Origin of the sequence: Ohtaekwangia sp. (genome assembly GCF_036786105.1) — a bacterium.
In the GTDB taxonomy this organism is placed as follows: domain Bacteria; phylum Bacteroidota; class Bacteroidia; order Cytophagales; family Cyclobacteriaceae; genus Ohtaekwangia.
This window is the reverse complement of the sequence record NZ_DAIQRQ010000086.1, coordinates 1-15,453: the sequence shown is the minus strand read 5'-3', so window position 1 is coordinate 15,453 and position 15,453 is coordinate 1. Positions and strand designations below refer to the sequence as shown.

12 protein-coding genes and 1 tRNA gene are annotated in these 15,453 nt (G+C 45.6%); 6 read left to right on the top strand and 7 right to left on the bottom strand.

All coding sequences use genetic code 11. The features are described 5' to 3' along the window. Positions 1–51: 51 nt before the first annotated feature. Positions 52–1,248, bottom strand: a complete 1,197-nt coding sequence (locus V7Q33_RS21725) for a thiolase family protein (RefSeq protein WP_333821246.1) — start codon at positions 1,246–1,248, stop codon at positions 52–54. 149 nt (positions 1,249–1,397) lie between these two features. Between V7Q33_RS21725 and V7Q33_RS21720 the strand changes: the two genes are divergently transcribed. Next, a complete protein-coding gene (locus V7Q33_RS21720; RefSeq protein WP_331977769.1) occupies positions 1,398–1,862 on the top strand; it encodes a DUF4293 domain-containing protein in 465 nt (154 codons plus the stop codon). Positions 1,863–1,960: 98 nt separating this feature from the next. Further along, positions 1,961–3,871: a molecular chaperone HtpG gene (gene htpG / locus V7Q33_RS21715; RefSeq protein WP_333821245.1), complete on the top strand. Its 1,911-nt coding sequence runs from the start codon at positions 1,961–1,963 to the stop codon at positions 3,869–3,871. Between the two features lie 178 nt (positions 3,872–4,049). On the opposite strand, the gene V7Q33_RS21710 is transcribed toward htpG, so the two are convergent. From V7Q33_RS21710 to V7Q33_RS21690, 5 genes are all read right to left on the bottom strand, one after another. After that, positions 4,050–4,811 (bottom strand): geranylgeranylglyceryl/heptaprenylglyceryl phosphate synthase, encoded by a 762-nt coding sequence (locus V7Q33_RS21710; protein WP_331977773.1) that lies wholly within the window; start codon positions 4,809–4,811, stop codon positions 4,050–4,052. A gap of 2 nt (positions 4,812–4,813) precedes the next feature. Continuing rightward, the gene (locus V7Q33_RS21705; protein WP_331977775.1) at positions 4,814–5,227 is read right to left on the bottom strand and encodes a hypothetical protein; all 414 of its coding nucleotides are present in this window, start codon (positions 5,225–5,227) and stop codon (positions 4,814–4,816) included. 4 nt (positions 5,228–5,231) lie between these two features. Further along, positions 5,232–5,588: a phage holin family protein gene (locus V7Q33_RS21700; RefSeq protein WP_331977777.1), complete on the bottom strand. Its 357-nt coding sequence runs from the start codon at positions 5,586–5,588 to the stop codon at positions 5,232–5,234. A 60-nt stretch (positions 5,589–5,648) separates the two neighbouring features. After that, the gene (locus V7Q33_RS21695; RefSeq protein WP_331977779.1) at positions 5,649–7,271 is read right to left on the bottom strand and encodes a Na/Pi symporter; all 1,623 of its coding nucleotides are present in this window, start codon (positions 7,269–7,271) and stop codon (positions 5,649–5,651) included. Positions 7,272–7,437: 166 nt separating this feature from the next. Then, positions 7,438–8,628 (bottom strand): M20 metallopeptidase family protein, encoded by a 1,191-nt coding sequence (locus tag V7Q33_RS21690; protein WP_333821244.1) that lies wholly within the window; start codon positions 8,626–8,628, stop codon positions 7,438–7,440. 251 nt (positions 8,629–8,879) lie between these two features. Here V7Q33_RS21690 and V7Q33_RS21685 point away from each other — a divergent pair, with 251 nt between their 5' ends. The 3 genes from V7Q33_RS21685 (at position 8,880) to V7Q33_RS21675 (ending at position 14,440) form a co-directional block, all read left to right on the top strand. Further along, positions 8,880–10,793 (top strand): family 16 glycoside hydrolase, encoded by a 1,914-nt coding sequence (locus tag V7Q33_RS21685; RefSeq protein WP_333821243.1) that lies wholly within the window; start codon positions 8,880–8,882, stop codon positions 10,791–10,793. An 18-nt stretch (positions 10,794–10,811) separates the two neighbouring features. Further along, the gene (locus V7Q33_RS21680) at positions 10,812–12,755 is read left to right on the top strand and encodes a DUF7133 domain-containing protein (RefSeq protein ID WP_333821242.1); all 1,944 of its coding nucleotides are present in this window, start codon (positions 10,812–10,814) and stop codon (positions 12,753–12,755) included. Between the two features lie 125 nt (positions 12,756–12,880). Further along, positions 12,881–14,440, top strand: coding sequence for a hypothetical protein (locus V7Q33_RS21675; protein ID WP_333821241.1), 1,560 nt, complete (start codon positions 12,881–12,883; stop codon positions 14,438–14,440). A gap of 2 nt (positions 14,441–14,442) precedes the next feature. Here V7Q33_RS21675 and V7Q33_RS21670 read toward each other — a convergent pair whose 3' ends face one another. Next, positions 14,443–15,189, bottom strand: coding sequence for a toxin-antitoxin system YwqK family antitoxin (locus V7Q33_RS21670; RefSeq protein WP_333821240.1), 747 nt, complete (start codon positions 15,187–15,189; stop codon positions 14,443–14,445). Positions 15,190–15,377: 188 nt separating this feature from the next. Between V7Q33_RS21670 and V7Q33_RS21665 the strand changes: the two genes are divergently transcribed. Next, positions 15,378–15,452: transfer RNA gene (locus V7Q33_RS21665), tRNA-Val, on the top strand. Position 15,453: the final 1 nt, after the last annotated feature.

The following is a 15,453-nucleotide window of genomic DNA, read 5'->3' as shown; positions in this document are numbered from 1 at the left end:
TCTTACTTCTTACTTCTTACTTCTTACTTCTTACTTCTTACTTCTTACTTCTTAAACTTTCTCATAAATCACTGCCGCTCCCTGCCCTACTCCTATGCACATGGTGGCAAGGCCATAGCGGATGTTTTGTTTTTTCATTTCGTGGAGGAGGGTGGCGCTGATGCGAACGCCGCTGCAACCGAGGGGGTGACCGATGGCAATAGCACCACCGTTGACGTTTACTGTTTCAGGATCAAGATCAAGATCGCGTATGCAGGCTAAAGATTGAGAGGCAAAGGCTTCGTTGAGTTCGGTTAGTCCAATGTCGTTGATTTTTAGTCCGGCACGTTTCAATGCTTTTTGTGTTGCCGGTACTGGGCCTACGCCCATATAGGCCGGATCGACACCTGCTATCGCCATGGATACCACGCGTGCTATAGGTGTGAGATTGAATTTTTGAAGTATATCTTCTGATACCAGTATACTGGCAGCGGCGCCATCATTTATACCCGATGAATTTCCCGCGGTAACAGTGCCGTTTTCCTGGAAAGCAGGTTTCAGCGTTGCCAGCTTTTCGATTGAAGTAAGGCGCGGATGTTCGTCTTTCTCAAACAGAAAAAATTCATCGCGCGATTTAGGAACCGGTACCGGCACGATCTCTTCTTTAAATCTACCTGCTTCGTGTGCGCGCTGGTATCGCTGCTGCGACCGGAATGCAAAAGCATCCTGATCTTCACGCGACACTTCCCATTTCACTGCTACATTTTCGGCCGTTTCTCCCATGGAGTGTGGATGATATAGTTTCGAGAGCTTGGAGTTTATGAAGCGCCATCCGAGAGTGGTATCGATCAGTTCTTGTTTCCGTGTAAAAGATTCTTCCGCTTTGGCCATTACAAAGGGAGCGCGCGTCATGCTCTCGACACCGGCCGCTATATATACTTCTCCATTGCCCGTCATGATACCTTGCGCTGCCTGCATAATCGCCTGTAACCCGGAAGCACAGAGTCGGTTAACGGTAACGCCTCCTATATCAACCGGCAAACCTGCCAGCAATAACGCCATACGGGCAACGTTGCGGTTATCTTCACCGGCCTGGTTGGCGGCTCCTACAATCACATCTTCTATCAACGCTACATCGATGGATGGATTTCGTTTCAGCAGTTCTCGAATAGCATGTGCTGCGAGATCGTCAGGTCTTATGCTGGCGAGGGCACCGCCATATTTTCCAATCGGCGTACGCACTATATCAACAATATATACAGGCTTCATGTGTCTGAGAGTGTATGTTGCTTTTTCCATTTCATCCATTTCTTTATGCGCATTGACAGGTGCACGGCAGAACAAGGAAGTGGTGGTTACGATTTTCTTTTTACTTTTGCACGCTTGCAACGAAGTAAGCAAGTTAACGCAACCCGCACATGTGGCAAAGAATTCAAACAGTATTTCTGGCAATCGTCATTATCAGTTTAGTGGCGGCAATCTTTTTTCCGATCTGGTATTTTCAGGATGCATCGGGCAAGATGTACGAGCTATATGCACTTCACTACACGGTTATTGAAAACGGTGTACGCACGACTACCTATTTTCCTTATTCCATAACTGCGGTTCTGTTGATTGCCGGTGCAACGCTGGCTTTTATTGCAGTGAGAAAATTTACCGACCGCATGGCACAGATTAAAATGGGCGCCCTTAATTCACTTATCATTGCTGGAGCAATGTGTGCCGGTGTTTATTTTGGAACTTCCATGATCAAAACCTTTCAGGGTGGGCGCTATGGTTTTGGTCTGTGGCTCCCCGCTGTAGCCGTAGTCTGTAACTGGGCAGCCATCCGGTTCATTAAAAAAGATGAGAAGCTTGTGCGTGACTCAGACCGGCTCCGTTAATTTTCTGCCATCCTGACACGCCCACTCTTCTGGAATAACATTTGAAATCCTCGCCTCCGAGGATTTTTTTATTTAAAACCTGATTAAAACTGACAACTATGGCAGAAACTGTAGAAGCACGTGAAAAAGGTACCATTTCCATTCACACCGAGAATATTTTTCCGATCATTAAGAAATTTCTGTATTCCGATCACGAGATATTTCTGCGCGAGCTGGTATCCAATGCCGTTGACGCTACCCAAAAATTAAAGAAACTTGCCTCTATAGGAGAGTTTAACGGTGAGCTCGGCAACCTTACTGTAGAAGTAAGCTTTGACAAAGATAAAAAGACCATTACCGTGAGTGACCATGGTATAGGCATGACAGGCGAAGAGGTTAAAAAGTATATCAACCAGATAGCTTTCTCGGGAGCCTCTGAGTTTGTAGAGAAGTTTAAAGATAAAGGTGATGCCAAAGACATCATCGGTAAATTCGGTCTCGGATTCTATTCGGCCTTTATGGTGGCTGATAAGGTTGAGATTATATCGCGTTCGTATAAGGCCGGCGAAAATGAAGCTGCCCGCTGGGAATGCGATGGATCAACAGAATATGAACTTACAGCGGCTTCGCGTGCAGAACGCGGTACTGATGTAATTCTTCACATCAACAGCGACTCAGAAGAGTTTCTGGATGAATGGAGACTGAAAGGTATTCTTGAAAAATACTGCAAGTTCCTTCCCGTAGAGATCAAGTTCGGAACAAAAGACGAAAGCGTTGAAGACGGTGTGGATGCGGAAGGTAAACCGAAATTCAAAACCGTTAAGAAAGATAACATCATCAACAATCCGGAGCCGCTGTGGGCCAAATCTCCAAGCGAACTGAAGGATGAAGATTACCTGAAATTTTACAAAGAACTATATCCATTTTCGGAGGAACCGCTGTTCTGGATACACCTCAACGTAGACTATCCATTTACGCTGACGGGGGTTCTATACTTTCCGAAAGTAAAAAATGACTTCGAGCTGCAGCGCAATAAAATTCAGCTTTACTCTCGCCAGGTATTTATTACCGATGAAGTAAAAGATGTAGTGCCTGACTTCCTGATGTTGTTGCACGGTGTGCTCGATTCTCCGGATATTCCGTTGAATGTATCGCGCAGCTATCTGCAAAGCGATGCCAACGTAAAGAAGATCAGCCAGCACATTACCAAGAAAGTGGCTGATAAACTGCAGGAGCTCTTCAAGAAAGATCGCGCTGACTTTGAGAAGAAGTGGGATGACATCAACATTTTTGTGAAGTACGGAATTATCAGCGATGAGAAGTTCTACGATAAGGCTAAAGATTTCACATTGTTCAAGAATGTCGACAGCCAATACTTTACATTCAATGAGTATAAGGATAAGGTTAAACCTAACCAGACTGACAAGGATGATAATGTAGTCTATATATACTCGTCTGATCCAGGCAAGCAAGACAGCTTTATACAAGGTGCCAAGAACAAGGCTTATGACGTATTGTTACTTGATGGCGTGCTGGACAGTCACTTTATAAATACCCTGGAACAAAAGCTTGAGAAAACTCAACTGAAGCGTGTTGACAGTGAAACTGCCGATAAACTTATCGACAAAGGTGAAAAAGTGGAGAGTGTGCTCAGCACCGAAGAACAGGAACAGGTAAAAGGTATATTTGAAAAGGCTATCAACAATACGAACTTCCATGTAACCATAGAGCCAATGTCGCCAGGCGATCTGCCGGTAATAGTGACGATGAGCGAATTTATGCGCCGCATGAAAGACATGGCCAAGACCGGTGGCGGTGGTTACGCCTTTATGGGCGCTATGCCAGACAACTACAATGTGTCTGTTAATGGCAATCACCCGATCACCCAAAAAATTCTGAAGGCAGAAAGTGAGGAAGCTAAAACAAAACTGGCCAAACAAGCGTATGATCTGGCGTTGCTATCGCAGAATCTGCTGACCGGCGCAGATCTCACAAACTTCATCAAACGCAGCGTTGAGCTGGTTTCGTAAGCATTGTGTTTAGTTATCAGGTTTATAAATTTTGTAGAAAGGGTGCTTCAATCGGAGCGCCTTTTTTATTTTTTTTAATCACTGTAAAGCGTAAATACAGCTATTGAAATACAGGCTTAAAAAAGAGATACCCATCTCGCACTCACACAACCAGCAGCCAGTAGCCAGAGGCCTGCAGCTATTTACGTGCTTCGCTCTGGTTCCACTCGTATACCTTATCGGCAATCTCAATTAACAGCTCCGGGTCTTTCTCCAGCGCGTTGCCAACTACGATCATATCAGCTCCCGCCTCCAGTGCTTTGAATGCCTTTATACTGGTGTTAATGCCACCACCCACAATGAGTGGTACATTTACCGCTTTGCGGACAGACGCGATCATGCGCGGGCTGATCTCTTTTTCTGCGCCACTCCCCGCATCGAGATATATAGCTTGTAAGCCGAGCATCTCACCCGCCATGGCTGTGCAGGCTGCCAGTGAATATTTATCGTCTGGTATAGGTGTTGTGTTGCTGATGTAGGCTACGGATGTTGTGCGCCCTGAATTGATCAGCATATAGCCTGTAGGAATGACTTCGAGTTTTGTATTGCGGATAACGGGAGCTGCAATGACATGCTGACCGATCAGCAACTCCGGGTTTCTTCCGGATATAAGCGACAAAAATAATATAGCATCGGCCGAAGAATCGATCTGCATGGAGTTACCCGGAAACAAAATTACAGGTATAGTAACATTCTGCTTGATGCGTTTCACAATCTCGGAGAGATTAGTGGTAGTAATAAGGCTTCCGCCTACAAAAAAGAAATCGACACAGTTTTCACTGGCCAGGTTGATAAGCTGGTTTAGCTGGGAAGGTTCCTCTACTTTGTCAGGATCAATCAATACAGCGACTGATTTCTTTCCCGCTTGCTTCCGGCCCTGCAGTGACTGTATAATACTCATGTTTACTTTTCTTTCGCTTCTGTTCTCGTCTCCAGGTATTCGGAAAGCTTTTCTTTGGCCATACTCAGCAGAAATGCAAGGGCCTGCCCTGCGAGCGCCGTACCGATGTGGGATACTATACCGGGCGTTTCCGATTCTGCAACTACTTCCGTCTGCACCACCGGTTCCGGTGCAGCTTCTACTGCCCGCACAATTTTTACTTTGCGTTTCTTTTCCTTCTTTGAGCCCGAGCCTCCTGACAACTGGCGGGCAATAAAATAGGATGCTGCCAGTGTACCGCCTATAATCAATGCGTTTGTCAATGCTTTTTGTGTGCGTTCGGAGATGAGCTTTACTTCTTCCTCCAGCTCCTCGCGATGCATCGCTGATTTCTTCAATAGCTCAGCCTTCAAGTCATTCGTTTCGAGCAATTCCATAATGCTACTTTTTCTTTTTGTTCATTAAATCGCCAAGCTCTTTCTGCAGCTTGTTAAAGATCGCTTCACGCGATGCAACGGTAATGATCGCCAGCAATAAGTAGAATGCCGCGATCACGGCAAAGCCTCCAAAAATACCGATTGACTCTCCTATCTTAAAGGCCAGGGCAACACTGAAGAAAAGAATAAACAGTACAAAGGCAAATACTATTGCTATAAATACCGCTATGCGAGAGAGTCCTTTCGCCAGGTCTTCCTTTATCTCCAGCTTCATAAGCTCAACCTTCGTCTCCACATATCCCGTAAGGTTGTGCACTAAACTATCGAGCTTTAAAAACTTTAACACAGAATCCTTGATCATGCTTCGTTCACACGTAAATGAGTCAACGCAATATAGACAGAAGATTGGACTTTTAAGATGCTACTGAACGTCAAACTTCACCACCTTCTCAGTGTTTATCGTTATGCTGTCGCTTCGCAAAACATCGTGTTGCAGCATAAGCCTGAGTGGTGCACTGATGTAGTAACGATGTGTTACAGAATCTTTGGATGCTGCATATTTTACAGTACAGATATACACCGAATCGAATGTCTGTGACGACACCTGCATTTGTTTCAGAATCTTATCGATGCAGGCATTATAAAGTCCCTTTTCATCTTCACCATCCCAGCAGAAACCCGGCCTGTCGAGCAGAAACATTTTCTCGCCAACAAACAACGTATTGTTCTGCACCGACACAGGATATATAAGCGATGGTTCCTCGCCTGTCACCGGTAACTCTCCGGGAAACTGCGACCATTCCCCTGACTGTTTGCGCTTGTCCATGCGGGCTACTATTCGGTAAAAAGATTGACTATTATCAGCAGCGCGCGTCTCGTAGGTGAGGTGATACGTCTGAATAGAATCCTGGTTAAAGTAGATGAGTGAAAAAGGAATAAAGAAAAATGTAAGGAGCAAAAAGAGAAATCCGGCAAGCCTGTATTGCAGTGTGATCTTACCCAAACCATTGGCGAGTTCAATGGGCAATCGGCGTAGTACGGGTATGGGGAAAAACAGTATTACACCAATGAGGTTGAAAAGAAAATGCGCTATTGCAATGCTGATGGCACTGGCTGTGTTTGTATTCAGTATAGCTGCTATAAATGCTGTAATGGTAGTACCCACATTGGCACCCATAATGAAAGGTGCCGCCTGCCGAAGCGTTGCTATTTTGTTGGCAACGATGGGAACCACCACAGAAGTAGTGATCGTGCTCGAGCGTATAGCAGCAGTAGTGAGCAATCCCCACGAAAAAGATTTGATCTGATTCTTGAAGAAAAACCGGCTGAATGCTTCCGGAGATTTAGCACGCAACAGATCGGAAATAAGTTTGCGAAAAATAAGGATTGAGCTGAAGAGTAAAGCCAGCGCTAACACCGCCAGTACAAACGGGCTTGGAATAAGGCGATGCAGTAAATCGGTAAGCGGCGAGAAGCCCGACCACGAATGCGATACCTCTTCTTTTACCGCTACGGCAGAAGGCTTGAAAAAATAATGCGCAATGCGAAAAGATATAGTAGAAAGAAAGCTATAGTAATACTCCAGCGGGAAGAGCACAAACACCGTGAGCAAATTGAAGAACACGTGATACGAACCTGCTGAAACAGCACGCCTGAATTCCTTCTTGCGACTGATAAACCCGAGCGACACAATCATGCTGGTGATAGTCGTGCCCACGTTCGCACCCATAATAATGGGTATAGCGCTCTCGAGCGTCATGGCTCCGGAGGCAACAAATGCCACTACAAGTGCTGTGGTGGTAGAGCTGCTTTGCAACATGGCCGTTATCAGCAGTCCTATAAATAGTCCCGCAAACGGATTTGATGTGGCCAGCAATATGGTTTCGCCTACTGTGCCCCCCAGGTGCTGCAACGAAGATACCAGCAGATCGAGTGCAAACAGAAAAAGTATTAAGGCACCTAAAATATAGAGAACGATCCGGAGGTTATTCCAGATTTTGTGGTTGGCAGTATCAGGGTGTGGCGCGGTTTCCAATGCTTGCAATGAACGTAAAGATACGTCAGGATAATACAGGAGAACAGCGCATTACTATTTTTAACATAGGTTTAATACAAGCCGCGGCTCTACCGTAGTAATATATAGTTAAACTTTTAAAATATACTCAAAATTCCGTTACGTTCGGTCGCAGATACAGTTTATTAACACAAGACTATACTTCCAGCTCTTTCAGGGCCATCCACGCCATAAGCCCGGGCCCGATTTTCAGAGCATCTTCGTCTATATCGAATGTAGGGGTATGCACATACGACTTGATACCTTTCTCTGCATTGCTTGTACCTAAACGATAAAAAGAAGCCGGTATAATCTGCGAATAGTACGCAAAGTCTTCTGCACCAAGCGTGATATCGATATCGTATACATTTTCCGCACCCACATACTCTACTGCAGCCTGACGTAATCTGCGTGTTAGCTCGGGGTTATTTTCCAGGTATGGATAGCCATGTGAGATCTCCACTTCACAACGCCCTCCCATACCTTCTGCAATGCTCTCCGCCATCTTCTTGATCTTCTCCAGACCGGAAGCACGCCAGGTTTCATTCATCGCCCGGAATGTACCGGCAATATTTACTTCGTCTGGTATAATGTTGGTAGCACCTTTACCGATAATATTTCCAAAGGTTAATACCGTGGGTTGTTTAGGACTTGCATTACGACTGATGATCTGCTGTAAGGCTATAATAATATGCGAAGCGATAACAATGGGATCGATCGCGAGGTCAGGCGCTGCACCATGACCACCTTTACCGATTACCCGCAGGTATATTTCATCGGCGCTGGCCATATACATGCCTTCGCGAAAACCGATCTTGCCAGCCGGCAGCAAGGGGAAAACATGCTGCCCTATAATTCCGGAAGGCTTGGGATTTTCCAATGCGCCATCGCGGATCATGTACGATGCACCTCCGGGATTTTTTTCTTCGCCGGGTTGGAACAGAAAACGTACGGTACCTTCAAACTGATCTTTCACTTCCTGCAAAATCCTGGCCGTGCCGAGCAACGATGATGTATGCACATCGTGTCCGCAGGCGTGCATAACGCCCTCGTTTGTAGATTTATAGGGCACATTGTTCGCTTCCAGTATAGGCAGTGCATCCATATCCGCCCGTAAGGCTATTGTTTTTTTATCGGGGTTCTTCCCTTTTATTTCGGCAACCAGTCCGGTAGTAGCAAGACTTTGTATGTTTGTTATACCAAACGAACGTAACCTCTCATCTACATACTTTACGGTATTAAATTCCTGATACGACAGTTCGGGATGGGCATGCAGGTATCTGCGAAACTCCACAACCTGTTCACTGTAAGCCTGCGAAAGTGATTTTATTTTATCGAGAATACTCATACACTTTGATTATAGGTTTCAAAAGTAACGTTCCTGTATCAGATTGAAAAAAATGTATGAAATACAGGCAGAATTAAAAATATTTAAAAATTTCGGGAAGCAGGTTCAGGGAACCGCGCCACTTCACTGTCTTCATAAAGTGAATGCTCCGCTCGTATCAAACTTTCATTCACCTGAACAATAAAACTTTTGTGAAAACCTTTGAATCGTCTGATATTCGCCCCCTTCATAATCATTTAACCCAAACGCCCATGCATAAGAAAGTTCTCATGGCACTTGTAGCCATGACCAGTATCGTAACGGTGTATGCCCAGGATACTTCGGTGAAAACTCTTTCGCTGCAAGATATGTCGGCCTTTAAATCACAGGCAGGCAACTGGCAGATCGTAGGAGATGTAACCATGGATCCAACCGTAGATGTACACCATGAAGCTGTACCTGCGCCCGCAGAGACAGGAAAGAAAAAAAAGAAATCGAAAGTAGAACCGGCACCTACATCACCACAGGCTGTAACCTTTACAGCCGGCACCGGTGTGCTGCTGAACATGAATGACGAAACAAAGAAAGACAATCTTCTCACGGCGTTCGAACACGGCGACATCGAGCTTGAACTGGAAGTAATGTTACCGAAAGGCTCCAACTCCGGCCTATATTTGCAAGGCCGGTATGAAGTACAGTTGTACGATAGCTGGGGCGTAAAGAACCCTGCTTTTTCTGATATAGGAGGCATTTACAGAAACTGGGAAGACGAGCCATCCAAAATATATATGGGTAAAGCTCCATTGAGCAACCCGGCAAAAGCACCCGGCCTCTGGCAAAAAATGAAAATATCATTCCGGGCACCGCGGTTCGATGCCAACGGCAAAAAAGTTGCTAACGCTCGCTTTGTTTCTGTTGAGCTGAACGGAGTAAAGATTCACGACAACGTAGAAGTACCACTGCCCACCGGTGGCCCTGTGGAAAACAACGAGAAGCCTACCGGCCCGATCATGATACAAGGCGATCATGGCCCGGTAGCATTTCGCAACATCCGCTATAAGCTGATGAAAGAACTCGGTGTATCGGTAAGCGATATAGCATACAAAACCTTTAACGGAACCTTTGGCGAAGTAGATGACTTTGCTACACTGAAACCCGTTAAAGCAGGAACATCGCCTGAGCTAACAGCCGAGGTGCTGGACGATGAAAACATGTATGGTATAATCTATACCGGCAAGATTAACGTTCCTGAAGATAACACGTACTACTTCGATCTCAGCTATACCGGTGGCATAACATTCTCTGTCAACAACCAACGCCTGGTGGATGAACAGCGTCCAGATGGTGGCGGAAGACAGCGCGCAACGGTAACCCTGAAGGCCGGCTCATATCCGTTCGAAATTGCCAATTACAAAACAGCTTCGTGGATGCCTCCCCGTTTGGGCCTCACGGCACGCACAGCAAATTCTTATGCTGTAGTATTGAATGCCTATAATTCATATCCTCCGGATGATGATCCAACTTCGCCTATACTGATTCAGGCCGGTGCAGAACCCAGATTACTCCGTGCGTTCGTTGACTTTAAAGGCGACAAACATCAGCGCATTACACATTCCATTGGCGTGGGCGATCCTGAAAAGATCAACTATGTATACGACCTCGATGCCGGTAACCTGGCGTGTGTATGGCGCGGAGACTTTGTTGACGCCACCCCCATGTGGCACGATCGCGGTGATGGATCATTCCGCCCGAGAGGAGCCGTACAATATTTATTTATGAGTCAGCCGCTCGCGTTTCTTACTTCACCAAATGAGGCCTTTCCCGCTACCGGAAAAGAAGGTGAGTTCCGCACAAAAGGATATATCATCGATGCCTCCGGCCACCCTATATTTAAGTATATATACCAGGGACTTGAAGTGGAAGATAAAGTATCTCCCGATGATCAGGCGCGCAGCATTGCACACGAGATCAACATTAAGAATCGTGGCTCCAAGGCAGGACTTTATTATAAACTTGCTGAGGGTACATCCATCCAGAAGCTCCCCAACGGATCGTATGCTATCGATGATAAGCAATACTATATCAAGACGGGAGCAGCAGCCGCCACCGTACGCGATGTAAGCGGAAAGAAAGAGCTGGTGGTGCCTGTAGACGGAAGCAGTGTTCAGTACTCAATCATCTGGTAATTTAAAAGTATAACAGACATGAAGAAATTCATTCAGATATTAATGACGGCTGCTATACTTACCATGAGTGTAGAGCTCGCAAATGCGCAAGGTAAAATTCCTGCCGAAGCGGATTATTATACCATGATCACCATTCCCGCTCCGGAAGGCGTATTGCTGGAAGTAGGTGGTGTGGCAACTCTGCCCGATGGCAGAATTGCCGTAAGCACGCGCCGTGGCGATGTGTGGGTAATTGAAAACGGAGCCATGAACAACGGACGTATACCTACCTATACCTTGTTTGCCACCGGACTGCACGAACCGCTTGGCCTGGTATATAAAGATCAGGCACTTTTTGCAGCACAACGCGGTGAGCTTACAAAACTGGTGGACACCAATGGTGATGGCAAAGCCGATGTATATGAAACAATTTATGCCTGGCCTATATCCGGTCACTATCATGAATATTCTTTCGGGCCCAAGATCGCTCCTGATGGAAGTTTCTTTGTAACCGGCAACGTAGCCTTTAGTGATGAAGAATGGTGGCGTGGTGAAAGCCGCAGACCGTGGCGCGGATGGACCATGAAGATACATCCTGATGGAACACTGGAGCCATGGGCAACCGGCATGCGCTCGCCTTGCGGATTAGGTATGATTGATGGTGAATTTTTCTATGACGATAACCAGGGCGACTGGGTGGGTTCCGGAGGAATTTTCCACGTAACGAAAGGAAGCTTTACCGGACACCCTGCGGGATTGCGTTGGACCAATCTTCCTAACTCACCTGTGAAACTCACAACGGAACAACTCTATGCTAAAGTTGATCCAAGAAGAGAGGAAAAGAACGGTCAGTATGTAAAGCCTGAAAATATAGCAGACGAAAAAAATCCCAAGTTCTTATACCAGATAAAACAGGATTTTCCGGAAACGCGCTTGCCTGCCGTTTGGTTGCCACATGGTATACTCGGTATATCTAATTCCGAAATAATACGGGATGAAACAGCCGGCAGTTTCGGACCTTTTGCCGGACAAATTTTTGTGGGCGATCAGGGGCAAAGTAAAGTGATGCGCGTAGTGATGGAGAAAGTGAACGGTGAATTTCAAGGTGTAGCCTTCGACTTTCGTTCCGGCTTTCAGTCGGGTGTGCTTCGCATGAACTGGGGACACGATGGATCGATGTATGTAGGAGAAACCAACCGCGGTTGGGGGTCTGCCGGAACAACATCATCCGGTTTGCAGCGATTGGTGTGGACAGGCAAAGTGCCGCTGGAGATGAAAACAGTTCGTGCTATGCCCGATGGATTTGAAATTGAATTCACCATGCCGGTAGATAAAGGCAAAGCAGAAGATCTGTCTTCTTATGCTGGCAGAAGCTTTATTTATAAATATCATCCCGTATATGGAAGCCCTACGGTAAATGATGAGAAGCTCAACATTAAAGGTGTAAAAGTTTCTAACGATGGACTGAAAGTACGCTTGGTTATCGATAACCTCCGCCAATATTATCTGCACGAGATCAACGTGCCTGGTATTCGCTCGAAAGATGGAAATATACCGGTACTCCACGCAACTGCGTATTATACCTTGAATAATATACCAGACGGAAAGAAACTTCCTGCCAGCGAGTGGAGTACGAAGAAATCGATGATAGTACCTGCTAAAACGGCACCGGCAAAAACAAACGCTGCTACGGCGGGCAAGAAAGCACCTAGCTATGCCGAGATCGAACCGTTGCTGGTAAAGAACACCTGTACAGCTTGTCACCAGGTAAATAAGCGCCAGGTAGGGCCAGCCTTTGCAGACGTTGCCAAACGCAAGTATAGCAACGAACGCATTGTGCAGTTAATCTACAACCCGGAGCCTAAGAACTGGCCAGAACATGAAACACCGATGGCTCCCATGCCACAAGTGCCAAAAACAGAAGCACTCAAGATTGCAGCCTGGATCAATTCGTTGCGAACAGAAAAGGCACCAACGCCATAGTTTATCTAAAGAGATACCTAAAATCCCGGGATGTTATGTTCCGGGATTTTTTATTCGTAGCCGCACTTCGCCGTTCAGCGTACAGGTATAATTTAGTAGCTTTGCACGCTAACCTATCTGCCGTCATGAAGAAAATTTACTGCCTGGCTATCGGTCTCCTGGTCCATGTTATATCACATGCACAGTATACCGATTCACTTGTGCACTTCCGTGAACTTACTTTCTATTCTGATTTCGAGCGCGAAACATTTCAACGCTTTCAAAAACGCGATGTAGATCTCTTTTCGTTGTTCATGGCCAACGGCAGTCTTTTACCAGCTGATAAAATTACCGGCAATCGGGAGAAATTTTACAGCTATATCGATCTGCAAGACAGCGAAACTGCCGGAAAGAAAACAGAGAAAAGAGTAAAAACACTCTATGAAAATTTTCACAATAAGTACTTGATGAAGTATGAGCTTGTCAATCACTTTGAAGACATTTTCTACAATGGCAATTTCAACTGTGTATCTGCCACAGCATTGTATGCATTGGCATTCGACAAACTTCAAATACCTTATAGCATAAAAGAAGAGCCTACACATGTTTACCTGGTAGCCTATCCGGATGCCGAGCGCATTGTACTGCAAACCACTTCTCCATTGGGAGGATACTACACCATAAGCGATGCGTTCAAACAGGAATTTGTGAAGCGGTTAAAAGATCAAAAATTGATCAGCGCACAAGAGTATGCTTCGAAGGATGTAAAGGTGCTTTTCGATAAATATTACTTTGGCGAGAATAAAGAAGTAACGCTGCAACAACTTGCCGGCCTGCAATATGTAAACGATGCGCTCTACAAGAGCGAAGACAAGAAACCGGAAGAAGCATTCATTCAAATGGAGAAAGCCTATATGCTCTATCCTTCCGCGCGTGTAACGCAACTGCTTTACTACCTGGGCACGTATGCATTCGAGGCGCACAAAACAAAAGACTCCACACACGCTGTTTTATTAGGAAAGCTGGCACGCTATAAAGATTTTGGACTGGAACCTGATATGATCGTTGGAGAATTTGTGCGTACCACCCAGGAGTTGCTCTCCGGCTCTGGCAAGAAACAACAATATGAACAATACTATACCACACTCACAAACTCCGTCACGAATGAGAAACTAAAGAACGATCTGGCGTATGTATATAACTACGAGAGCGGCCGCCAGCTCTATAATCAAGCCAAAGGAAAAGAAGCGCTGCCTTATTTCGAAAAAACGCTGACATTGAAACCTGATGACGTTGATGCGCAATCACTCTTCATTGCATCGCTGGGACAAACGTTTAATACGCAAGGCAACTACCAGGATATTATTAAATCTTTGGATGACTACAACAATCGCTTCACGAGCTTACGAGCGAATAATCATTTCAATGCCATGCGTGCCACAGCATACCTTATTCAGTTCCACACAAGTTATGCTACCAATAAAATAGCAGAAGGCGATAAGTATAAAACACTGTTCGAATCAGTCGCCAATCAATATCCTGATCTAACACTCAATAGCGAATTGATTGGCCAGTCGTATTCCAACGCTGCGGTTTACTACTATCGCAAAGGCCAGGTGGCAAAGGCCAAACAATTGTTATTGTCAGGATTGAAATATGCTCCAAATAATTACGAGTTGATTGCACGCCAGCGGATGATCCATTGATGCTAACGGTTTTCAATGGCAAGATGGAATTTAGCTTCGGTAATAAAATAATTACTCTGTGATGTCTTTACCTTGGCAATGATATTTACTTCTTCCATTAAAAAGGTGCCGCGAGGCATCGGGTAGTTCACTTCTGCTTCACCGTTTATCACTTCCCATATACGCCTCGCATCATTTCCTATATAGCCACCTTCCGATAACTTGCCGACATAATACTCAACACCTTTGCTCCCATCCGACATCTTCAACCTCAGGGTATACATCTCATTTAACAGAATGTCGTCAACAGGCGTGATCACAATGGATGGGTAGCGCTTCTTTAATTTCCCATCGGTAGTATATTCTTTCAAGCCTACACACAGTTCGCCCTTGTAGTACGGAATCTCGCACATCAAATCGCCCGAACGCCTGTATTTCTTTTGTATGCCATGCATAAGGTCGTTGTGGTAGGGAGTTTCCTGGCTAAGGGTTCCGGATTCATAATATCTCCGTGCTATACCCTCGCGCAGGCCATTCTGGTAGGGCACCTCCTGGAAGAGCTTTCCCGACTGGAAAAATTCTTTGGCCATGCCGTTTTGCTTACCGTCCTTATATACCATTTCTTTGTGCAGCGTACCATCGCTGTAGTACTTTCTGCGGATGTCTTTGTTGGAATTATCAGATGCTTCGGATGATTTCTGTGGAAAACAGGAATATAACACAAATGAGAGCACCAGGAGGCAGGAGAACAACGCAGCAGGCCGATTCATAGGTTTAGGAAATTACTGCAAGATAATGAATGGCATGCATGCTTACAGGTTGGGAAAGTCAGCAGAAAAATTTATGCGTGTTAAACGCTGATAAACAGATGGATTCGTAGAAATAATAAAAAATATTTTCTCCTATTAGGTTTTTGTTTGCAGAAATAGATTTCTCTACTACATTTGCAGTCCCAAACGGGAGCTTAGCTCAGCTGGTTCAGAGCATCTGCCTTACAAGCAGAGGGTCGGGGGTTCGAACCCCTCAGCTCCCAC